General features: G+C 42.8%; 24 protein-coding genes. 13 read left to right on the forward strand and 11 right to left on the reverse strand.

The window, feature by feature from the left end:
• Nucleotides 1-192 precede the first annotated feature (192 nt).
• Nucleotides 193-342, reverse strand: a complete 150-nt coding sequence (locus tag EIZ39_RS26975; RefSeq protein WP_164985326.1) for a hypothetical protein — start codon at nucleotides 340-342, stop codon at nucleotides 193-195.
• A 120-nt stretch (nucleotides 343-462) separates the two neighbouring features.
• On the opposite strand from EIZ39_RS26975, the gene EIZ39_RS24905 reads away from it, so the two are divergent.
• The 6 genes from EIZ39_RS24905 (at nucleotide 463) to EIZ39_RS24930 (ending at nucleotide 8,461) form a co-directional block, all read left to right on the forward strand.
• On the forward strand, nucleotides 463-1,131 hold the full coding sequence (locus EIZ39_RS24905) for a uracil-DNA glycosylase (RefSeq protein WP_129204048.1): 669 nt from the start codon (nucleotides 463-465) through the stop codon (nucleotides 1,129-1,131).
• 75 nt (nucleotides 1,132-1,206) lie between these two features.
• Nucleotides 1,207-2,109, forward strand: coding sequence for an EamA family transporter RarD (gene rarD, locus EIZ39_RS24910; RefSeq protein ID WP_129204051.1), 903 nt, complete (start codon nucleotides 1,207-1,209; stop codon nucleotides 2,107-2,109).
• 260 nt (nucleotides 2,110-2,369) lie between these two features.
• Nucleotides 2,370-4,730: a 3-hydroxyacyl-CoA dehydrogenase/enoyl-CoA hydratase family protein gene (locus EIZ39_RS24915; RefSeq protein WP_129204053.1), complete on the forward strand. Its 2,361-nt coding sequence runs from the start codon at nucleotides 2,370-2,372 to the stop codon at nucleotides 4,728-4,730.
• Nucleotides 4,731-4,747: 17 nt separating this feature from the next.
• Nucleotides 4,748-5,929 (forward strand): acetyl-CoA C-acyltransferase, encoded by a 1,182-nt coding sequence (locus tag EIZ39_RS24920; RefSeq protein WP_129204092.1) that lies wholly within the window; start codon nucleotides 4,748-4,750, stop codon nucleotides 5,927-5,929.
• Between the two features lie 19 nt (nucleotides 5,930-5,948).
• Nucleotides 5,949-7,736, forward strand: coding sequence for an acyl-CoA dehydrogenase family protein (locus tag EIZ39_RS24925; RefSeq protein ID WP_240675938.1), 1,788 nt, complete (start codon nucleotides 5,949-5,951; stop codon nucleotides 7,734-7,736).
• Nucleotides 7,737-7,849: 113 nt separating this feature from the next.
• Nucleotides 7,850-8,461 carry a TetR/AcrR family transcriptional regulator gene (locus EIZ39_RS24930; RefSeq protein WP_164985327.1) on the forward strand — a complete coding sequence of 204 codons (612 nt, stop codon included), beginning with the start codon at nucleotides 7,850-7,852 and terminating at the stop codon, nucleotides 8,459-8,461.
• Nucleotides 8,462-8,516: 55 nt separating this feature from the next.
• On the opposite strand, the gene EIZ39_RS24935 is transcribed toward EIZ39_RS24930, so the two are convergent.
• Nucleotides 8,517-9,344, reverse strand: a complete 828-nt coding sequence (locus EIZ39_RS24935) for a protein-glutamine gamma-glutamyltransferase (protein WP_129204057.1) — start codon at nucleotides 9,342-9,344, stop codon at nucleotides 8,517-8,519.
• A 147-nt stretch (nucleotides 9,345-9,491) separates the two neighbouring features.
• On the opposite strand from EIZ39_RS24935, the gene EIZ39_RS26980 reads away from it, so the two are divergent.
• Nucleotides 9,492-9,659, forward strand: a complete 168-nt coding sequence (locus EIZ39_RS26980; protein ID WP_164985328.1) for a hypothetical protein — start codon at nucleotides 9,492-9,494, stop codon at nucleotides 9,657-9,659.
• Between the two features lie 90 nt (nucleotides 9,660-9,749).
• On the opposite strand, the gene EIZ39_RS24940 is transcribed toward EIZ39_RS26980, so the two are convergent.
• Nucleotides 9,750-10,316, reverse strand: a complete 567-nt coding sequence (locus EIZ39_RS24940; protein ID WP_129204059.1) for a YpiB family protein — start codon at nucleotides 10,314-10,316, stop codon at nucleotides 9,750-9,752.
• Nucleotides 10,317-10,512: 196 nt separating this feature from the next.
• Here EIZ39_RS24940 and EIZ39_RS24945 point away from each other — a divergent pair, with 196 nt between their 5' ends.
• Nucleotides 10,513-11,451, forward strand: coding sequence for an MBL fold metallo-hydrolase (locus EIZ39_RS24945; protein WP_240675939.1), 939 nt, complete (start codon nucleotides 10,513-10,515; stop codon nucleotides 11,449-11,451).
• Between the two features lie 22 nt (nucleotides 11,452-11,473).
• On the opposite strand, the gene EIZ39_RS24950 is transcribed toward EIZ39_RS24945, so the two are convergent.
• Both EIZ39_RS24950 and EIZ39_RS24955 read right to left on the reverse strand, forming a co-directional pair.
• Nucleotides 11,474-12,001 (reverse strand): YhcN/YlaJ family sporulation lipoprotein, encoded by a 528-nt coding sequence (locus EIZ39_RS24950; RefSeq protein WP_129204061.1) that lies wholly within the window; start codon nucleotides 11,999-12,001, stop codon nucleotides 11,474-11,476.
• 65 nt (nucleotides 12,002-12,066) lie between these two features.
• Nucleotides 12,067-12,450, reverse strand: coding sequence for an Hsp20/alpha crystallin family protein (locus EIZ39_RS24955; protein ID WP_129204063.1), 384 nt, complete (start codon nucleotides 12,448-12,450; stop codon nucleotides 12,067-12,069).
• 196 nt (nucleotides 12,451-12,646) lie between these two features.
• Here EIZ39_RS24955 and EIZ39_RS24960 point away from each other — a divergent pair, with 196 nt between their 5' ends.
• Entirely contained in the window at nucleotides 12,647-13,702 is a 1,056-nt protein-coding gene (locus EIZ39_RS24960) for a hypothetical protein (protein ID WP_129204065.1), read from the forward strand.
• Nucleotides 13,703-13,754: 52 nt separating this feature from the next.
• Here EIZ39_RS24960 and EIZ39_RS24965 read toward each other — a convergent pair whose 3' ends face one another.
• On the reverse strand, nucleotides 13,755-14,597 hold the full coding sequence (locus EIZ39_RS24965) for a copper amine oxidase N-terminal domain-containing protein (protein ID WP_129204067.1): 843 nt from the start codon (nucleotides 14,595-14,597) through the stop codon (nucleotides 13,755-13,757).
• A 191-nt stretch (nucleotides 14,598-14,788) separates the two neighbouring features.
• On the opposite strand from EIZ39_RS24965, the gene EIZ39_RS26985 reads away from it, so the two are divergent.
• Entirely contained in the window at nucleotides 14,789-14,950 is a 162-nt protein-coding gene (locus tag EIZ39_RS26985) for a hypothetical protein (RefSeq protein WP_164985329.1), read from the forward strand.
• A gap of 275 nt (nucleotides 14,951-15,225) precedes the next feature.
• Here the strand turns inward: EIZ39_RS26985 and yhfH are convergent, their stop codons facing one another.
• The 3 genes from yhfH to EIZ39_RS24980 all read right to left on the reverse strand — a co-directional run bounded on the left by yhfH (nucleotide 15,226) and on the right by EIZ39_RS24980 (nucleotide 17,558).
• Nucleotides 15,226-15,354, reverse strand: coding sequence for a protein YhfH (gene yhfH, locus EIZ39_RS24970; RefSeq protein ID WP_129204069.1), 129 nt, complete (start codon nucleotides 15,352-15,354; stop codon nucleotides 15,226-15,228).
• A gap of 426 nt (nucleotides 15,355-15,780) precedes the next feature.
• Nucleotides 15,781-16,893, reverse strand: coding sequence for an AbrB family transcriptional regulator (locus EIZ39_RS24975; RefSeq protein WP_129204071.1), 1,113 nt, complete (start codon nucleotides 16,891-16,893; stop codon nucleotides 15,781-15,783).
• Nucleotides 16,894-17,015: 122 nt separating this feature from the next.
• The gene (locus EIZ39_RS24980; protein ID WP_129204073.1) at nucleotides 17,016-17,558 is read right to left on the reverse strand and encodes a hypothetical protein; all 543 of its coding nucleotides are present in this window, start codon (nucleotides 17,556-17,558) and stop codon (nucleotides 17,016-17,018) included.
• Nucleotides 17,559-17,698: 140 nt separating this feature from the next.
• Between EIZ39_RS24980 and EIZ39_RS24985 the strand changes: the two genes are divergently transcribed.
• Both EIZ39_RS24985 and EIZ39_RS24990 read left to right on the forward strand, forming a co-directional pair.
• On the forward strand, nucleotides 17,699-18,148 hold the full coding sequence (locus EIZ39_RS24985; RefSeq protein ID WP_164985330.1) for a universal stress protein: 450 nt from the start codon (nucleotides 17,699-17,701) through the stop codon (nucleotides 18,146-18,148).
• A gap of 207 nt (nucleotides 18,149-18,355) precedes the next feature.
• Entirely contained in the window at nucleotides 18,356-19,294 is a 939-nt protein-coding gene (locus EIZ39_RS24990) for a C40 family peptidase (RefSeq protein WP_129204077.1), read from the forward strand.
• Between the two features lie 126 nt (nucleotides 19,295-19,420).
• Here the strand turns inward: EIZ39_RS24990 and EIZ39_RS24995 are convergent, their stop codons facing one another.
• Both EIZ39_RS24995 and EIZ39_RS25000 read right to left on the reverse strand, forming a co-directional pair.
• On the reverse strand, nucleotides 19,421-19,723 hold the full coding sequence (locus tag EIZ39_RS24995) for a hypothetical protein (RefSeq protein WP_129204078.1): 303 nt from the start codon (nucleotides 19,721-19,723) through the stop codon (nucleotides 19,421-19,423).
• 112 nt (nucleotides 19,724-19,835) lie between these two features.
• Nucleotides 19,836-20,741, reverse strand: coding sequence for an NAD(P)/FAD-dependent oxidoreductase (locus EIZ39_RS25000; protein ID WP_129204080.1), 906 nt, complete (start codon nucleotides 20,739-20,741; stop codon nucleotides 19,836-19,838).
• 141 nt (nucleotides 20,742-20,882) lie between these two features.
• On the opposite strand from EIZ39_RS25000, the gene EIZ39_RS25005 reads away from it, so the two are divergent.
• On the forward strand, nucleotides 20,883-21,377 hold the full coding sequence (locus tag EIZ39_RS25005) for an acyl-CoA thioesterase (RefSeq protein ID WP_129204082.1): 495 nt from the start codon (nucleotides 20,883-20,885) through the stop codon (nucleotides 21,375-21,377).
• The last annotated feature ends 86 nt before the right edge of the window (nucleotides 21,378-21,463 follow it).

Consider the following 21,463-nt stretch of genomic DNA (forward strand, 5'->3'; position numbering starts at 1 on the left):
AGTGTCCAATCCTGTTAGGGGGCTTTAGAGTATTTTGGTTATATAGAGGGATTCATTTCCGCTATTTAACCAAAAATCAATTTGGTAACGCTTCCATTATTGAATAAAGGAACTTTTTACCGTTATTAGGGCTTTATAAACCCCAAAATTGAAAATAGCGGTAAAAAGCTCCGTTAACCGGATCGGGCTGTCTTAAGCACCGTAATCAATGTTTTGCGTATTCTCTTCCACTCCGCTAGGCTTTACCTTTGGACTTGGAGCTGGAATCTCCTCAGGTCCTAACTCTATAGGAGGTTTAGAGATCGTGATCATTTCCATCTCTTGTTTAGCTTGCTTATCCATTCTACTCACCTCCACATCATTTGTTCATTTTATTGTTAGGAATAAGCAATAGGAATATGCACTCTATGCACTTATGATAGAATCATAGGATGCTAACTTATAAAAAGAGAGGATCTACTTATGCTATCCATCAACAATGACTGGTCTGACTTCGTGCAAAAAGAATGGGAAAAGCCTTATTTTCAGGAACTTATAGATCGCTTACGCAATGAATACAAGAATGAGATGATTTTTCCAAATCAAGATCAGATTTTTCATGCTTTGGAATGTACTTCCTACGCAGACACTAAAGTCGTGATATTAGGCCAAGATCCTTACCATGGTGCAGGTCAAGCTGATGGTCTCAGTTTCTCTGTGCAGAAGGGGGTGACACCACCTCCATCGCTTCGAAATATCTTTAAAGAAATGCATGCTGATCTTGGTTTCATGGCGCCAAGTCATGGTTGCTTAACGCAATGGGCAGAGCAAGGTGTTCTGTTATTGAATACCGTGCTGACGGTTCGTTCCGGTCAACCCCATTCACACAAAGGGATGGGATGGGAGACTTTTACTGATAAGATTATTTCGTTACTAAACGATAGAGAAGATCCCGTCATTTTTATTCTATGGGGCAAGCATGCGCAAGAGAAAGAGCAACTTATCACAGCGAAGCACCACTTTGTGATTCAATCACCACATCCAAGCCCGTTTTCTGCTCATCGTGGTTTTTTTGGCAGCCGACCTTTCTCGAGAACAAACCGATTGTTAAGAAAAATAGGGAAGTCTCCCATCCATTGGCAGCTCTCTTAACCCTATTGCCAACTTCCGGAAAAAGATTTATGCTTGATTGATATATGAAGCTTGAGCTAGACGGGAGACGAGTAAATGAATAGAGAAGTAACAGGAATTTGGTATGCTGTAGCTGCCTACGCTTCTTGGGGACTATTGCCCCTCTATTGGAAGGCTCTTCAGCAGATTCCTTCGGGGGAGATCTTGGCCCATCGAATTCTTTGGTCCTTTGTTTTTGTGTCTATGATTCTGTTCTTAATGAAAAGATGGAAGTCGTTTAAGGAGGTCCTTTTTCAACCTTCTGTAAGGTTGGGAATCTTTGCTAGTGGCTTTCTTATCAGTGCGAATTGGTTTACGTATATTTGGGCTGTTAACAATAATCACGTCATTGAAGCTAGTTTAGGATATTATATTAATCCCTTACTTTCTTTTTGTTTGGGAATGTTGGTGTTAAAAGAGAGACTGCACTTTTGGCAACTTGTTTCCATAGCCTTGGCTGCAATTGGAGTAATCATTATCACCGTTGAATTCGGAAAGATTCCATGGGTTGCCTTTTCATTAGCTCTGACCTTTGCTTTCTATGGCTTGGCGAAGAAATTAACGAAAGTGGATTCCATGATTAGTCTAGCATTAGAGACGACGATTGTCGCTCCATTGGCTATCCTTTATCTTTCTTTTCTTCAGTGGAATGGCTCGGGAGCATTAGGCACAGTAACGATGGGTGAGCATTTTTTACTTTTTGGTGCGGGGATTGTCACAGCTCTACCTCTCCTGTGGTTTGCTCAAGCTGCAAAACGAATCTCCTTGACAACCATTGGTTTCATCCAATACCTGTCTCCAAGCATAGGCTTGCTGCTCGGAATCTTTCTTTATAAAGAACCGTTCACAACGGCACACATTATCAGTTTCTCCTTTATTTGGGCTGCATTACTCTTATACTCGATCTCATCCACTAAATTTATGGTTCAGATCACCCCAAAATTTCAACGAAAACTGTAGAAACGATCTTCCACACGAACAGTCGAAACTTCCCATCTTTCAAGAGCTTGAGCAAACGGTTCAAGCCTTATTTGCTGGAAAATCTATATAAACACCGTATGAAACCAAAAAAATTGGCTAATGATAGTAAAACATCCTTTTGTTTCTCCTCCTTTTTTCCCGGTATAAGCCGGGATTTTTTTTGCTATACATGTATAGAGGGGCTTTATTACATTTAACTGACTAGTCAGTTCAGTTGTATGAAGACAGGGGGGATTGGATTGGAAAAGAGGATACGCAAAGCCGTAGTAATAGGCTCAGGCGTGATGGGGGCAGGGATTGCTGCTCATCTGGCTAATGTAGGAGTACAGGTACACTTGCTTGACATCGTTCCCCAAGGACATCAGTCACGAATTGGTTTAGCAGAAACAGCGAAGGCTCGTTTATCTAAACAAAAACCAAGTCCTATATACTCCTTAGATACTTTGTCACGAATTTCTCCAGGGAATGTCGAAGATGATATACACCATATCCGTGATGCGGATTGGGTCATTGAAGTCGTTGTAGAAAACTTAGAGATTAAGAAACAATTGCTTGAAAAAATTGAACAATATTGGAATCCTGGCACGATTGTAAGTACGAATACTTCAGGCATATCCATTCAGCGAATGGTAGAGGAAAGGTCTCCCGCTTTTCGTGCTCATTTTCTCGGTACTCACTTTTTTAATCCCCCCAGATATATGCTGCTCTTAGAAATCATCCCAACTGCAGATACAGATCCCAATATAACGAAATACGTAAAACATTTCGCCGAAAAAAAACTGGGTAAAGGCGTCGTCATCGCCAGAGACACTCCGAATTTCATCGCCAATCGCATAGGTGTATTTGGGTTGTTGATTACGCTTGAGGCTATGAAAAAATACAATTTAAAAGTCTCAGATGTTGATTCATTAACCGGCCCCGTCATCGGCAGGCCGAAAAGCGCCACTTTTAGAACGCTGGATTTAGTAGGTCTAGACACCTTTGTCCATGTAGCCCACAATGTTTTCTCCCAAGTCACGGACTCCTCGGAAAAGAAAAAATTTGATGTCCCGGAATCTCTTCGTTATATGGTAGATCGCCAATACCTTGGGGATAAATCCGGTCAGGGATTCTATCTCAAGAAGAAGATACCGGGAGGAAAAGAAATTCTTCAGTGGGATCCCGAATTGCAAGAGTACACCCCCATTGAAAAAAGAAGCTTTCCTTGCCTTGACACAGCCAAAAATACCAAAACCTTAAAAGAAAAGTTAAAGGTGATGGCCTATGGAACAGATCCTGGTAGTCAGTTTGTTTGGGACGTCCTGAAGCAAACCCTCGTATACTCTGCGGAGAAGATACCAGAGATTTGCGACAGTCTACACGACTTAGATAAGGCCATGAAGTGGGGATTCAATTGGGAGCTTGGTCCATTTGAAGTTTGGGATGCCATTGGGGTAGAAAAATCGGTTTCGAAAATGGAAAGGGAGGGGACCGTCGTCCCTACCTGGGTCAAAAAGATGCTAGAGGGAGGACAGAAGTCCTTTTACAATCAAACACCTCATGGCACGCTTTACTTCGATATCAGTGGGGAAACCAGAGAGTGCATGGAGCCTCTAGAAAAAATAATACTAGATGAATTAAAAGAGAAGGGCAGACTCATCAAGAAGAATTCCGGCGCGAGTCTTATCGATCTAGGTGATGACGTGGCATGTCTTGAATTCCACTCACCGAATAACGCCATAGGCCCTGATATTTTACAGATGATTCGAGCGAGCTTAGAAGAAGTTCGAAAGAACTATCGGGGGCTTGTAATCGGCAATCAAGGAAAGAACTTTTGTGTCGGAGCCAATGTCATGATGCTACTCATGGAGGCGCAGGATCATAATTGGTTTGAGATCGATCAATTGGTGCGAGAATTCCAAAGCGTAGCGATGGCCATGAAATACTTTGAGAAGCCGATTGTTTCTGCTCCTTTTTCTATGACGCTTGGAGGGGGCGTGGAAATGTGTCTCCCAGCTTCTCATGTTCAAGCCCATGCAGAAACCTATATGGGATTGGTCGAAGTGGGGGTAGGCTTAATTCCTGGAGGCGCAGGGACAAAAGAAATGCTCTGGCGTACGACCACACGGTTTGACTTGGATGGAAAAGTCGATTTACAACCTTATATCAACCAAACCTTCGAGACGATCGCGATGGCTAAAGTGTCTACGAGTGGAGTGGAAGCAAAGGATTTAGGCTATCTCAGAGCAACAGATGGGATCTCCATCAATCGTGATGATCAATTGTATGAGGCCAAACAACGAGTTCTAGCTATGCATGCCAGCGGTTATGAACCGCCTATGAAGCGGACGATTCGAGTGGTAGGAGAACCGGGTCTTGCCGTCATGAAATTTGGGATCTATCAAATGAAAGTCGCTGGCTTTATCAGTGAGCATGACGGACTCATTGCAGGGAAGTTAGCCCATGTACTGTCGGGGGGTGTCCTTCCTGCCCAGTCCCAAGTATCCGAACAATACTTACTAGACCTCGAAAGAGAAGCCTTCCTAAGCTTATGCGGCGAGCCCAAAAGCCAAGCTCGTATGCAGCATATGCTCCTGAAGGGAAAACCTTTGCGAAACTAGGAGGGGAAAGAATGAAGATACGGGAGGCTGTTCTTGTTGCAGGGGTTAGAACCGCTGTAGGAAAATCGAAAAAAGGCACCTTAAAGCATACGCGCCCAGAAGACCTAGGTGGCCTCGTAGTAAAAGAGGTACTAAGAAAGGTGCCTGGGTTACCTGTAGAAGAGGTAGAGGATGTGATTATCGGTTGCGCTATGCCGGAAGGAGAACAAGGGTTAAACCTTGGAAGAATTGTTTCCGTCCGAGCAGGATTGCCCAACTCCGTTCCCGGTTTTACGATTAATCGCTTCTGCTCATCCGGCTTACAATCCATTGCGCTTGCAGCAGAACGAATTATGTGTGGGTGGGCAGATGTGATCGTAGCTGGAGGAGTAGAGAGTATGAGTCATGTCCCCATGGAAGGATATCGCCCGCTTCCTCATCCTTACCTGGTCGATCACCGACCTGATATTTACTTATCCATGGGGCATACCGCGGAGAATGTAGCAAGAAGGTTTGATGTAAGCCGAGAAGAACAAGACTTGTTTGCCCTGGAGAGTCACCGTAAAGCTGCTGCTGCCCTTGTAGAGGGGAAGTTTAGAGAAGAAATTGTGCCTGTGCCTGTGAAAAGACGATGGCTAAACCATGAAGGAAAGGTACAAGAGGAGGAGCTCCTCTTTGATACGGATGAAGGCGTTCGTCCCGACACCACGATGGCAAGCTTGGCAAAATTAAGGCCTGCCTTCCAGCTCAGCGGAACGGTTACAGCTGGCAATGCCTCACAAACGAGTGATGGGGCCGCAGCGGTGGTCGTGATGTCACGAGAAAAGGCAGATCAATTAGGCTTAAAGCCCATGGCCATCTTCCGCTCTTTTGCCCTGGGTGGCGTAGATCCTGACATTATGGGGATCGGTCCCATTATTGCCATTCCTAAAGCATTAAAATTAGCTGGAATTACACAAGAGCAAGTGGATCTTTACGAAATCAATGAAGCTTTTGCATCCCAATGTAGATACATCATTCGTCACCTTGGACTCGAGGAGTCTAAGGTTAATGTTAACGGTGGTGCAATTGCCTTGGGTCACCCCCTCGGTTGTACGGGAACGAAGCTTACCGTAACCATGATGCATGAAGCCAAACGCAGGGGTTCTCGGTACGGAGTTGTCAGTATGTGTATCGGTGGTGGAATGGGAGCAGCTGGCGTTTTGGAGTTTTTACCTTAGGTGAAAGGTGGGACCACACATGAATCCTCCATTCATGATGAGTAGAGGCGGCGGTTTCGTATTAGAATCTACTCCAGCAGAGAACGTGTTCACCCCAGAGGATTTCACGGAAGAGCATAAAATGATTGCAAGCTTAACCCAAGATTTTGTGGAGGGAGAAGTCCTCCCCCATGATGAAGAAATTGAAGGACAGAATTTCCCTCTCTTAGTGGAGCTGATGAAAAAAGCTGGCGAATTAGGATTGCTAGGTGCAGAGGTACCCGAACCCTATGGTGGAAGCGATCTGGATAAAATTAGCTCGACATTAATTACGGAGCATCTAAGCCGCGGCTCGTCCTTTACGTTAACCCATGGCGCTCATGTCGGGATTGGCAGCTTGCCTATCGTTCTATTCGGTACAGAAAAGCAAAAAAAGCAGTATCTCCCTGACCTCGCAACCGGAGAAAAAATAGCAGCCTATTGCTTGACAGAGCCTTCGTCCGGTTCAGATGCTCTAGGAGCGAAGACAACGGCGGTTCTAAGTGATGATGGAGACTACTACATTTTAAATGGTACTAAGCAATACATCACGAATGCTGCGTTTGCCGATGTGTTTGTGGTATATGCCAAGATTGACGGACAAAAATTCAGTGCCTTTATTGTGGAAAGAGAATATCCCGGGGTATCTACCGGGCCAGAAGAAAAAAAGATGGGAATTAAAGGATCATCCACCCGGCCCCTTATTTTAGAGGATGTGAAAGTCCCGGTAGAAAACCTCCTAGGCGAGGTGGGAAAGGGTCATATTATCGCTTTTAATATTCTTAATATAGGTCGTTATAAGCTGGCCGCAGGTTGTGTCGGGGCTTGTAAATGGACGGTCGAACTCGCAACGACTTATGCCACAGAACGAAAACAATTTAATAAATCTCTAGTAGAATTTCCACTGATGCAGAAAAAGCTGGCTGATCTGGCCATTCGAACCTATGTGACGGAGAGCATGGTATACCGGACAGGGGGACTCATTGACGCCGCGATGCAACAACTCGACAAATCCGCCCCTGATTATAGTGAAAAAATAGGCAAAGCGGTTGAAGAATATGCCCTAGAGTGCTCCATTAATAAAGTTTATGCCTCGGAATCCCTTGATTTTGTAGCCGATGAAGGCGTTCAGATCCATGGTGGTTATGGCTATACGCAAGATTATAAGGTAGAGAGAATCTATAGAGATTCAAGAATTAACCGGATCTTTGAAGGGACGAATGAGATTAATCGCTTACTCATTCCAGCCACCCTATTCCGAAAGGCGATGAAAGGGGAGTTGCCCCTATTTGCCGCTGCGAAAAGCTTACAGGATGACCTCATATCTTATATTCCTCCTATCATCGACGAAGAGGAGATCCTAGCCAAGGAGACCGCGATGCTCGACTCTGCTAAGAAGATTCTCTTAATGGCTGGGGGCTCCGCGGTGATGAAGTACCAGCAAAATCTCGAGGAAGAACAAGAGATATTAGAAAGCTTAGCGAACCTAATGATTGAGGTTTTCGCCATGGAAAGCGCCATCTTAAGAACGAAGAAAGCGACCCAGCGTGATGGAGTACAGAAGAGTAGTCACAAAATCAATATGACTACGGCTTATGTACACGCAGCCTTTACCAATATAGAGACAACAGCAAAAGAAGTGCTCACCGCGATCTCAGAAGGGGACCATCTCCTCATGCAGTTATCCATTCTCAAAAAACTCGTCCGCTTTAAGCCGATGAACCTGATTCCACTAAAACGGGAGATTGCTAAAAAATTGATTAAAAACAAGAAATACGTAACGTCATAACGAGAAAGACGGCTGGCTATTTCGCCAGCCCTTATTCCTTTTCGATTGATTTATTTCTTGTAACCCGCTACTATGTAGGAGTTGAGTGGCGTGGTAAAAGGAGTGATGAAGACTTGACTTCAAAGAAAGAGTTAATTTATAAAGGGGCATTAAAAGCCTTTTCCCAACATGAGTTTAGTGAAACCACCATGGACTATATTGCGGAGGTGTCCTCCGTTGCAAAAGGAACTCTGTACTACTATTTCAAGACAAAAGAGGAGTTGTTCCTTTACGTTTTAGAGAAAGGGATCGACACCCTTATTCAAGAAGTGGATCAAGTCATCCAAAGTCCTCTTCCCAGGGACGAAATGTTGGTTAAGCTATTAAAGGTTCACTTGAAATTTTTTGCTGAGAAAACAGAGCTTTGTCAACTGCTTATGAGCAAGTTTTGGGGAACTCATACTATGCAGGGAGAGGTGCAAAAGCTGATTCATCGTTACTTTAGTAAAATGGAAGGCTTTTATACCGAACTTCAACAAGAAGGGTACATCTCGGCAACAGCCAATATTCGAACTCTAGCTAGTTCCTTATTTGGTATGGTCATGTTTACGGCTTTACGAGAAATTGAGTTAGGTCATGAAGTGTATACCAAAGAAATTAAAGCCAGCTTAATTATGCTCTGTAACGGCGTATTGAAAGCGGAACAGATTACTCCTTTTCCGCATCACTTGTCTCTAGAAGAATAGGAAATAAAAAATAGGAGGCAACACCGGACGAGCTCTGGTGTTGCCTTCTTTTTGGTTAAATGCTTAGGTACGTGGTTGAACCCACATTCGTAATAATCAGCGGAAGAGAACTAAGAGGTGAGCGCATCTCAGGTGACGGGACGACATCTCTGTCATATTGAGCTAAATATTTGAAGTTGGGGAAGAAGGCTTCTTTCATTAGAAAAGCGCTTTGCATAGAGCCTGGTATACGCAATCGATTGAGAAACATAATGATCATCTCCCCTGATGCAATCCCTACTCCATGGCCAAAATAATTCCCATTTCCAAGATATACCGCATTCTCTCCTTGCCATTCAGGGCTAGAATGGTCGGGATTCTTGAAGTAACGGATATCCCCAGGCAACCCGTCTGAAACCGGTTGTTGGGTAAGGGCAAGATCCTCGTCATAATAGCCATTCCATAAAAATAAATTAGGAAACAATCGGTTGAACGTTGCCTCTGGAATGGTATCCAAGATTGCTTTGTAACATACAATCATAATCGCTGTCGTACATTCAAAAGCATAAAGCCTCCCGTTAACGAAAATGTCTCGAATTCCTTCTGCAGTTGTGACATTGGGCTTTAACAAAAAACCACCATTATCCGTTCGAGTCCAGTAATGCTCGTTGCAGCGGGACGATTCAAAAACAGCAAAGGTAGCCCCGCTATAGCTTAATCCTGCACCAGAGGAGACTAGGTTTTCCCGAAGCTTCAATTCAAAATATAACTGTTTAAAAGATTGATAACTATAAAGTTGTGGACTCATGACCATCTTTCTTAACATGAGTACCTGAACTTCACTTAACCCCCATGCATGGACTAAACCGTGAAGGTTCGGCTGCGACTCTCCGACTTTAATCATGGCAACCTCCCGTGTTGAGTTCTCTTTTCTACCTTATGAACGGGAAGGTGAATGGTGCCCATGTTTTTTAAAATATCTCCTACAAAGGAAGTGTAAATAATGTCAATGGGGGAAAAATGAGTAATAGAAGAAGGGAGGTGTTAGTCCATGGAAGCAGACATGAGTGTCGTACAGGTTATTGATCAAATTCGGAATCTTAAAACGACCGGGGGGTCTTTAAGTAAGAAGAAAGTGAAGGAGTCACACCCCCAGCTGATGAAAAACGCCCTTTACTATTTTCCAAGCTGGGAGCATGCGATCCAAAATGTGGAGTAGAGGAGCTTATCTTTAGCTCCTCCTTTAGTTTTACCAATTTATTTCCCGTTATTCCCCAAACATTTCTTCTTTCTTCGACTTTATTCGTCATTAGTTATTCGATGTTGTCCTTTTTTCACGGATACGTTCCCGTTCTTCGGTGAGCTTGAGGAATAACTCCTTATCACCTTCATCTAAGCATCGATCAATTTCTCTATCGAGTTCCTCTAATCGACGATCTTCTACTTGCTGGTCTAAATAGATTTCAGCAAGAATCCGTAATAGAATAGGGGTTTCATTTTCATCACGTATTTGTGGCTTGAAGTTTTCACGAACGGCTGAATATTGATGGCTTAGCATCTTTCCACGAAAGTGTAAGAGGATATAGATTCGATCCTTGTGATTGTTTTTTACATCTTGAAAAGCTTCCTCAGTATTGCTTGTGATCTTGCTATTCTTCCGGTATTCAAAAGGTATGGTTTCCGAACAGACCGTCGAAATAAGGATCGTACGGCTACTCGGATGTACTTTATCTACAAAATGAACCCTCTCTAGAATCTGGTCATGAGAGAGAAGAAAATCGAATAATTTTTTCACTTCAATCTTTTTAAAGCGATAGTTGTTCATAAACCATCGGATGAACTTTCTCTTATCGGATGCCGGCACCCACTTGCTCATGAATTTCCCCTCCAAACTCGCTGTTTCTTTCCTGATAAATAGTTGCAAAATAAACTGTCATTGATGATCAGTTGCCCCAATAAGCGGAAAGAAAGCATAGTCGATCCATCCAATGTACGTTATAATACATTATAGCAAAATTTTCTGACTTGCCATCCTAAAAAAAACGATGAGATAAAATGGGAGGGGAGATAAGTTGAATAAAACAATGGAATTAGGCCATCGCATCCACTTGATAGACGGTCACGATCTGGGTGTACCCGGTAGAACAGGTACTTATGTCCTTCATGAAGAACAGCTTACGATTGTCGAAACAAGCGCAAGCCCATCCGTTCCTTATATATTAGACGGGTTTAAGGAGTTAGGGATTGATCCTGCTGACTTAAAGTACATTATTGTTACCCATATCCATCTCGATCATGCTGGGGGAGCTGGACTATTACTGCAAAGCTGTCCACAGGCCAAAGTCGTTGTCCACCCTAAGGGAGCTCGACACCTCGCTCAGCCTAGCCGTCTAATTGAAGGGGCAAAGGCTGTCTACGGAGATCAATTTGACACTTTATTCCATCCTATTATTCCAGTTCCGGAGGACAGGCTCATCACAAAGGCTGATGGTGAAACCTTAGAGATTGGGCCCAACTGTAAGTTACGCTTCTTAGATACACCTGGTCATGCCAACCACCACTTCAGCATTTATGACCCGGTAAGTAATGGGATCTTTACAGGAGACACCCTAGGCGTTTATTACCATCAATTAGAGGCGGCAGGAATGAGCTTTTGTTTGCCTTCCACCTCACCGAATCAATTTGACCCAGAATCTATGCTCAACTCCATGGAGCGAATCCGCAACTTAGATGTAGATCGAATTTTCTTCGGTCACTTTAGCGTAGCAGAGAGAACGTCAGACATTTACAACCAAGTTGAGAAATGGGTTCCTATATTCGTGAATGTGGCAGAAGAGACGTTAAATCAAGGAGGGAATGAATCGGAAGTCTATAGACGACTATATCAAGTCGTTCAGGATTACTTACTTGAACGTCAGATACCGACTGATCATCCTGTATATGACATCCTGAAGCTTGACCTAGAGGTCGGTGCGATGGGGTTGGTTCATTACCTAAAAAAGAGGAAGTAAAAGGGGCAAACATTTGCCCCTTTTATGGTCCCAAGGCCGTGCGTACGTCCCTTAGGATTTGAGCAAAGTCGGGTTCACTCACGTCAATAGGATAGCCTGGTGTTGAGTAATTTGCCATATTATTGTTTACCCTAGCAATTTGTGTACTTAGCTCCTGATTCGTCGTAATATAAAGGTTATAGCCGGTCAAACCGGGTTCCTTGGCTTTAAGGCGTTGCCTAATGCGTTTAACCACCTTATCTGGGGGATCGATGGGGTCTGGTTTTGTGGATACGGCCATGATAATATCTTTCCCCTCTACAATCGCGATGGCCTCTCTTACGTTATGCACACGTTCCGCCTCATTTGATAACCTCGTTGCTAAATTTTTAGCTTTCACCGTGCTTTGATCATAAATGTAAGCTCGATTAGAATCGTACTCTCTAACAATATAACGATCTTCTCCTGGGATGGTTCTTTGGTTTGTTCTTACCCCGTCATCAAAGCCACAAGCGGACAAAACCCCAATGGCCAAGATGGGAAGAATAAGCTTTATTCTTATGGGATTCATCTCCTAACACCTCCTTAACGTTTATTTTGAAGAAATAAAGGGAGGATTAGTCAGGAGATTTATGGTTACGATTCTGAAGGAAGGCGTTTAGGCAGGATGATTTCTAATGTATCTTGATTGTATCTCGTTGTCATTCTATGTGCGTGAACAGGCGATGGCAAGGGGACAGTTTGTTGGGTTGCTCCAGCAAATTGCTGTGAACTATACCAAGCATGACTCTTCACCTCATAAGAGCTATTAACCTTACGAGATACGGTAAGCAGGTTCCCATGTACATAGACCGTAAAATCCTCTCTTCTTTTTACACCGGGCATCCTACACGTTGCTATAATTTGCTGATCCATTTCCCTTATCTTTATAGGGCTGAAGGATGGAGTTGGAAAGAGATGCTCTAATTCCTGTTTTAATCGTTCAAAGCTTTGGAACGGATCATAGGGTAACAAGGACATGCTGAAACCTCCTATATGTTAAGCGAATTACACTTCTCACCCATTCAGTTTATTCACAAAAAGCGACAAATGATATTGAACAGGGGAGTGGGGATGGCCTAAAAATAGGTAATAGCCACCTGTCATAAGACTATACGAAATTTCTAACCTAACATACTATAGGCTTAGTACGACCTTGAAGGAGGAGATAACGAAAATGCTACAAGATTCGATTTGCCTTACGAACTACGAAACTAGTGAAGTGATCTTCCTAGATCGTTTGACACATGAAGTGTTAAATCGAATACCTGTTGAGGAAAAACCGAGCGGGGCTCTTGTGGGGCCTGATGGAAAAAATATCTATGTCACTCATTGGAACTTTAATTTTATTTCTGTCATTGATAGCGATACTCACCAACTAGTTTCAAAAATCGTCCTCCCTCTTGAATCTAACAACAAGTTGGCGTTAGTCACTGATGGTAACCATCTCTATGTAATAGACCAAACCACAGCAGAATTTACGGTCATTGATCCCCTAATGAACGATCAAGCAGAGAGGGCAGAGCCGGTGCAAACTCCACTATTAACAGAACCTTCACCCAATCCGATAGACACCCCACAGACAGAAATGAACATTATTCCTCCGGAAGATTCTCTCGCCAAGGGAGGTCAGGTACTACCGCTAGAGCAGCCCCAATCCTTTGATCCAACCCTACTTCAGCCGTTACCGTCAAATCTTCCTAGCTCAGCCCCCATGGGTGATCTGCCTAATCTTCCTATGAACGGGTTAGATCCGAGCGCGTTTCATTTTGGAGCGATGAATCCGGGGGCAATGGATCCGGGGGCCATGAATCTGGGAGCATTGAATCCTGGAGCATTTAATTTTGGTGCCCTGAATCCGGGGGCATTTAACCCTGGAGCATTTAACTTCGGAGCAATGAATCCGGGGGCGATGAACCCTGGGGATCTTGGAGCACTGGGTTCTGGAGATCTAGTTCCTGGTCAGACTACGCCATTGGCAGATCTTACGGCAACCCTTCCAACAAGAGGACATAGAACTCAGCAGAAAGCATTGCTGCTTCGGCTTAGAGAGAAGGTTCGTCGCTTGAACCTGCCTGAGAACATGACCAAGAAGTTAGAAGCGAATCTACACCAAGCAGCTAGACACATAAGGGCATTCATTAAAAACTTAAAAACTTGCGTATCGCTCAAGCTCATTCCTTCCTATAGAGTTACTCCGATTATTCGAGAAGCGAGAAAACTACTCCATTAAAACTGAGGAAATCCCACTTATGCAAGCGGGATTTCCTCAGTTTTTTTCTATTTCATTCATCATTCGTAGAGCTTGACAAAGGACGATAGTCAATGTCAGTGGATTGAAACATCATGTCTTTGTACTCATAAGTGATTACGACTTCGCCTACGTATTCAGTGGGCGAGATCTGACCGCTTACAAAAGCTGTTAATTTATTATCCACTATGTTATAAGAGATCTGATTTCCAAAATGAAGGTGAGGAAACCAGTTTTCCGGAGGAGAGCTTACCTTCTCTTTAGAGATCATATGTTTCTCTTTTCCAACGCGGATTTCCATGTTTCCAGGACTTGATTTGGTAGATACATTTTTCCAAGTGATAGCCAAGGGTTGCTCAACATAGACCTCCTGTAACATATCGCCTGTTTTAATCACATGGGCTTCCGTAATATGAATGCCGTTTCCAGTACTAGTCGTAAGCAATACAATAATTTCTTTTTGACCATCCTCATCTATGTCATGAAAAAGCATTTGGTGTGGACGGCTGACTGAGGCATTCCAAAACGGGAACTTTCGTACTTTGTCTCCTACACGCAACTCAAACTTTTCATACATACCATCTCGTTCAATTGCAAAAAGACCAGCTTTGGCCTCCGGTAGGCTATTTATCTGTTCAGGAGTAGGCTGTTTCTGAGTAATGGTAACACTCTGAGAAAGTTCGTCCCAAATCACCTCAGCCTGCAATGCTTCCGCAACCGATCGGACAGGAACCAAGACTCTCCCGTTTACCAATTGAGGGGGGACATCTGGCTTAATTTCCTTATGGTTGACAATTAATTTGATCGTTTGCGCGGCCAGTACCGTTTGACTGAGAAGGAATAAAAGGAATAATGGAATTAACCATCTGATTTTCATTTTCGTTCCTCCCTTTGTTATGAGCTGCTGTTAGTCTTTCCCAGTTCATGAATGTTCATGAGAATTGACTCAATAACAAATTAAACTAAATATACTAAATTTACTGATTTATTAATTGCAAACGCATACATTCTGTTGTAGAATAGCCTTAACAAGATTTCCCAACCCAGAAAAAACAGGAGGAATTACATATGAGGCAAGGCAATAGGGTAAAATTTGAAGTGATGATCTGTTCAAATGACAATTGCGATGTTTGGTATCGACTCGGTAGCCACTTCTTCTTAACTTGTCCTAACTGCAAAGTCGACATGGTTAAGTCTGAAAAAGAAATAGAACAAAGAAAGATCGTATAGTTTATTTCGCTTCTGTCACAATGATGATAGAGAAAGATTGGAGAAAGCTAGGGAATGAAAAGGTTACCTGTGGTCATAGAGATGGTTGGCTTTTGGCGATGCTATGGATGTCATAAATCCTTTTGGGGACCTCGAAAGTATGAACACAACTCATCGGCAGATTACTGTACCATCTGTTTTGGACAGAAGCGATTTAGAGAGTTAAAGGAACGATACCGGGTAAAGAAGCACAAAACAAGAGCCTAGAATCCATGTGGATTCTAGGCTCTTGTTCATTATTCTTCACGACTATTAAGACAACGCTCGCACTCATACAAGTAAGACTCATGTTGCTCTTGAATATCACAACCACATTCCACACAAATTTTCACAGGTAAATTACGATAAAAATCTAATCCTAACATCGAACATCCCTCCGAAGGTTTATATTTCTATTGTATTATAACAGTATTATTATTGTTACTGTGTTATGTTACTATTTTTCCATTTATTGTGACCAATTATTCAATGGGTTGATTGTGGTTTCGGGTGACTATGAGAGGGGGGGTGATACCTGAAAACTGCGGGGCCTCGATTTGAGGGTGTTAGAGAGGGGGGTTGATGCCCCCAAAACCACTGGACCGCGTTTTTGGGGTGTAATCTGGGGTTTTGGGTACCCGAAATTGGTTGGACCGCGTTTTGGGGGTGTCAATCTGGGGGGTTGATACCCCCAAAACCACCGGGCCTCGATTTGAGGGTGTCAATGAGGGGGTTTGACACCCCCAAAACCACTGGACCGCGTTTTGGGGGTGTCAATGAGGAGAGTCCCCTTACGAAAAAAAGGGTGACACCTAGAAGTCGGTTTTACCGACCTTAGGGACACCCTCTAAAACTTGAGCTACTGATATCCTGTTGGCCCACCATTTAATAAGTGGGGGAATAAGAAAGAGGATAAAAAACATACGAAAAAGCTGATACGCCGTAACAATAGATAAATCAACTTTTACCTCCTTAGCTGTAACCCCCATCTCGGCCACTCCGCCAGGGGAAGTACAGAGGAAGGCGTTGACTAAGGACATTGGATGCCAATACACCAGAACCGAAGCTATTCCTAGAGTAAAAAAGACAACAGCAACACTTGCAGCAATGGAAAAGGGGGCTAATGTCTTCCAATTGCTTAGACTCCCTGTATTCATTCCGATCCCCATATGTGCTCCAACCAATACTTGAGAAAGGAGCAAGGCTGGCTCAGGTAGTTCTGGGGCAGGTACTCCAACTAGAACTAAAACAGAAGTAGCAAGCAACGGTCCCAATAAAGGGGCAGTAGGGAGGGAGATTTTCTTCCCTATCCAAACCCCTATCACGACTGCCAAAATAAAGGTCAAAACCACCCAAAAGTTCATGCCGGTTACTTGATTGGATTCGGATAATGGAACAGTGCTGCCAAGATCAGCATCTAACCCATGCCCTACAAGAAAAGGCACGAGGAAGATTACGGATAATAACCGTAGCGTTTGCATAAAGGTTACGACGGTTGAATCTACCCCGCGAAGTTCCTCGCCTAACATAACCATCTGCGATAATCCCCCTGGTACAGAACCAATCATCCCTGTCATTAGCGATATCTTACAAGTTCTTGTAAGGATATATCCCATTAAAAAGCTAAATAAAATGACTAGAACCGTAGCAACTAACATAGTAGGAAGATGACTTGCCACCTGTACCAGGGTTTCTCTTGTGAAGGAGACACCTAATAAGTAACCAAGTCCCATCAATCCAATATTACGGAAGGACAATGGCCAGAAGAGTACTCGATTCGTTACCATCTTCCAAACCATAACCGTGGTCATCGGACCTAACAACCAAGCCAGAGGGATATGTAATTGAGAAAAAAGAATCCCACCGATAACAGAAATCACTAACGTTTCGAGAAATGATGTTATTTTCCCATACGTTGTATCCAAATTACCTCATCACCTTTTATTTCCATCAATCTAAAAAGTCTCTACTTACATTAAACTCCTTTTTAGTATCTATGTAAATCTATAGACAAGAAAAAAGGAACAGCACAAGGCTCTTCCTGTCGTCATTGAACTTGTTTCACCTTTTGTTCCATCTGTTCTACTGTCAAACCCTTTAAATCCGAAAATCCACTTTCTTGCAAGGAAATGGTTTTCCCCCCCATTAGAGGGTACACCCCTTGCCATCCGCCTATAACCGTATATAAATTTGTTCCCGACAATTTTTGCAAAAATAAAATATACTCTCCTTCCGCAAGAGGACCCGGATACATCTTATTTAAAGGATCTGGCGGTGGAGGTAATCGATCTGTTCCAGTAGTAAGCAAACGGATCGTGGATGTAGCACTGCCTTTTATGTACTTTCTAACCTGAACACTTTGGACATAATTAATAACTTTATAATTGTTAACACTTTGACCTGTTGGATACTGTTCATCTGCACTTGTTAGTGATCCATGAACAATGAGGCTTGATTGTTCAAATAACCCTCTCACACTGCCTACTTCGGTAGTATCAACCCTAAGTTTTGATATGTCTACTTGTCCGTATGCAGCAACAGAAGGGATAGCCAAAACTAAAAGCAGCCATGCGATGATTTTTGTCCTCATTCCCATTCATCTCCTCAGACGCTTACTACCTTCATTTTCTACGGTTTGCCTCTTTTTATCCTGACTCTCCCTTGGTGGAGCATACCAATAAATGGAATAGGTGTGCTATACTAGAAAAAAACGAAAGCTTGGTGAGCACCATGCTATTTACCAAGATTCTCGTAGCCTACGATGGCTCTCAGCTCTCTGACCTCGCCTTGCAGAAAGCAATAAAGTTAGCTCAATGGGATTCTAAGATCGAGATTCATGTTATTCATGTCGGCACTTACCGTATGTACCTCAAAGAATATAAATTAGCAGGGGAAATGAAACAATCCATCACCATTCCAGTCCTAGAAGGCGGGGAGGAGATTATACTTAAGATAAAGCAGTCCCTCAAACCACTTGCCAATCCTTGGAGAACCTATCTCCTCAAGGGCTACCCCGGAAAGGTCATTGTCCGACATGCCGAACAATACCATTGTGACCTCATTCTGATTGGAAACAAGGGCGCGAGCAAATGGAAAGAATGGTTACTTGGAAGCGTTAGTTGGTATGTTGTACAACATTCTACCGTCCCTGTTTTGGTTATAAAAAATTCTAAGAAGTAAGACCTGATTATCTAACGTGAGACTCATAAGTTTCACGCTTTTATTATTTTATTGGACAAAAAAATGACCTATCACACGAAGGATATGGACGTGGAGTATTCCATAATTTACACATATGCTTCTTAGGGAGAACATGGTATTTTGGTTACAGGGAATGGTTAATTTTTGTTCCATAACCAAAATTCATCGGGAGAGGATGAAAACAACATGAAGAAGAAAATAATGACAAAGATCCTTCTAGCTTCAACGATGGTTTGGACAAGCCTTACAGGAATTACAACCGCTTCAACATTTGGAAATGATCTCGTGACAGAGGCAAGGAAGTACATTGGTTATGATATTACGAAGTATGATACCAGTTACTTAATCACTTATGTTTATAAACAGCAAGGCCTTACACTGCCAACAGGTCTAAAAGCCCTATCAAATGAAGGCACTCTTATTAATAAGAAAGACTTACAAGTAGGTGACGTCGTCTTTTTTGGCAGCAGTGTCAACAACATGATTGCCGTAGGATTTTATGAAGGGAATGATCGAGTCATTCTTTCGTATAAACCTTATAAGAAAGTTCAGTATCTAGACCTTAATTCCACCATTGCCAAGAACAATTATCTAGGAGCGAAAAGAATTGTCCCTGAACAACCTAAAGTCGAGGCACCAACTCCACCTCCTCCTGTTATTCCTGAACCAACAACTGATAGCACCATCCGACAAAATATCGTTGACGCAGGACTCAAGTATTTAGGAACTCGATATGAATACGGTTCCACTCGGGCAACGAAGGACAGTATGGACTGCTCAGAATTTGTAATGTGGGCTTACCGTGACGGTGCGAATATTGATTTTGGCCGTGGTGGAGCCAGTTCACAATTAAAATATGTAAAAGCAAATGGTACATATACAACAAAAATGGACGAGCTTAAAGTGGGAGACATCATGTTTTTTATGTCGTACAAGGGCTTTAGATCGTCTGACTACGAAGGAATAGATGTTTCGAAACAAAGTGTAGGACATTCCGGAATCTATATGGGGAATGGAAAAGTACTCCATACATACTCCAAGGATTCCGGTGGTGTACGAATTGATGATGTAGCCGGACGTCATTGGGAATGGCGCTTTATCGGCGGAGGAAGTCCATTAAAGTAAAGAAAGTATACTCATAAAAGTTGAGGGTGACATCGTTAGACGGTGAGACCCTCATTTTTTTATAGAAATTGCGCTCAAAATGAAAGACAATGATTTCTTATGCGAAATCATTGCCTTGGGTCATTTTTAAGAGATCTTTACTAATTTCTGAGTATCGGAGTGAGTGCCCACAAGTACATCCAATTCTTCTCTTGCTTCTTCAATTGTTTCAAACGCCTCAAAGAACTTCACAGGAATGTGGTTAACGTAAGTTTTATCGCTTTCTTCCACAATTTTGATCTTACACTTGCTATCTGTTACTTTCATGATGGAGTAGTTAGCTTTGCGTTTGTCATAGAACATATAATCATAAGACTCAACTAATTCGATACCTGGAGTAGTAAGATCTGTCTGATAGCTTTCTTTATTTGTTAGAACAATATAGCTCATTGAACAAACACCCCTTTTGTATTTTGTATACCAATTTACTGATTATATCTATACTATAACAAACTAGCAATTTTCGCAACATTTCGTTACACCCTGGACGAAAAAACAGGGCTTACTTTTCCTTTAATAGAGATTTATGGATCCAGATAGCAGCTTGTGCCCCTTCCCCCATGGCAATGCTTACTTGTTCCGAATGGGCCACAATATCTCCCGCTGCCCAGATATGTTGAATGTTCGTCATTTTCGTACGAGGATCTACGAGGATGTGTTTATTCTCAAGCCTTTCCACACCTAATTGAGCCGCTAGATCGGTTTTAACCTCATTCCCTCCAAAGGCAATAAAGGTTCCTTCCGTGTGAATCACTTCTTCAGTCTCTAGCCCCAACTTGATTAATCCATGTCCATTCACGATATCCATAGTCTTGATTCTTTCGTTTATCAAACGAATTCCTTTTCCATCCATTTGCTTCCGATATTCAAGATCTACTGGTTTCTTTTCGTGGTTTATATAGGTAATTTCCTGCGTCCAATAAGTTAGGGTTAGAGCCATACGAGCACCCGTATTACCTGCACCTAAAACAACAGCATGTTGATCCCTAATCTCATACCCGTCGCAGTCAGGACAGATAAATACACTCAACCCCAAACAAGGGACTAGGCTGTAGAGATCCTCCGGGATGCGGTCCATCACGCCCGTAGATAACAATAGTCTTTTACATTTATAATCTCTTCCTGTTTTACCTTGCATTACGAAGGCTTGTTGGCTGGTTTGGGCTTTGACAATCAAGTCCTGTACAAAGGTTACCCCTAGGTCTTTCGCTTGCTTGATCCCAAGCGAACGAAGGTGTTCGCCACTGACTCCATCTGGCCAGCCCAAGAGATTATGGTAACGCCTGCATAGGGTCGATCTCCCATACCCTGAATCAATAACTAGTGTTTGATGTTGGTATCTTCCTAGTTGTATAGCTGCTTGGATCCCAGCAATCCCTCCGCCCACAATGATACAATCATACATCATCTTGGTTTTTCCTCCCAGTGAGTACGTTTCGATATTTATTAAAATACCGTAAACAATGAGCTTTTATGAAAAGATGGGTTATTTTTGAACTTCCTACGGAAATAGAATAAAATAAGGGTAAAAACAAAGGAGTGGGAACTATTGGATCCAAGACCTATTAAGAGCAGTAGCACCGTACTTACATCGCTAGTTCTACCTCCTGATACGAATCATTATGACAATATCTTCGGTGGAAAGGTACTTTCTTATATCGATGAGGTTGCGGCTATCGCCGCGATGAGACATTGTCAAAGTGCTGTTGTTACAGCTTCCATTGATTCTGTAGACTTTCTTAACCCCGTAAAGAAAGGGTATGCGATACGCTTAGAAGCTTTTGTCACCTGGACTGGCCGTTCTTCTATGGAAGTTTTCGTACAAGTTTCCTCTGAGGACCTCTTGACAGGTACCAAGCAATTAACAGCTACCTCTTTTGTGTGCATGGTTGCGATTAATGAAGAGGGGAGAACCGTTCCTGTACCTCCTGTATACCCAGAATCAGAATTCGAGAAGGAATTGCATCATACAGCCCCTAGACGTCAGCAAGACCGACAAATGCGCAAAAGTAAGGAACTGCATAAGATGATTGAGTTAAAATAGTTAAGCTGGCATTACTTGCCTTACTCGATCCTTAAGCAAAATCTAGGATCTGGACAAGATAATAGAACAACAACGTGATGAACAAG

It is taken from the genome of Ammoniphilus sp. CFH 90114 (genome assembly GCF_004123195.1).
Taxonomy (GTDB): Bacteria; Bacillota; Bacilli; order Aneurinibacillales; family RAOX-1; genus YIM-78166.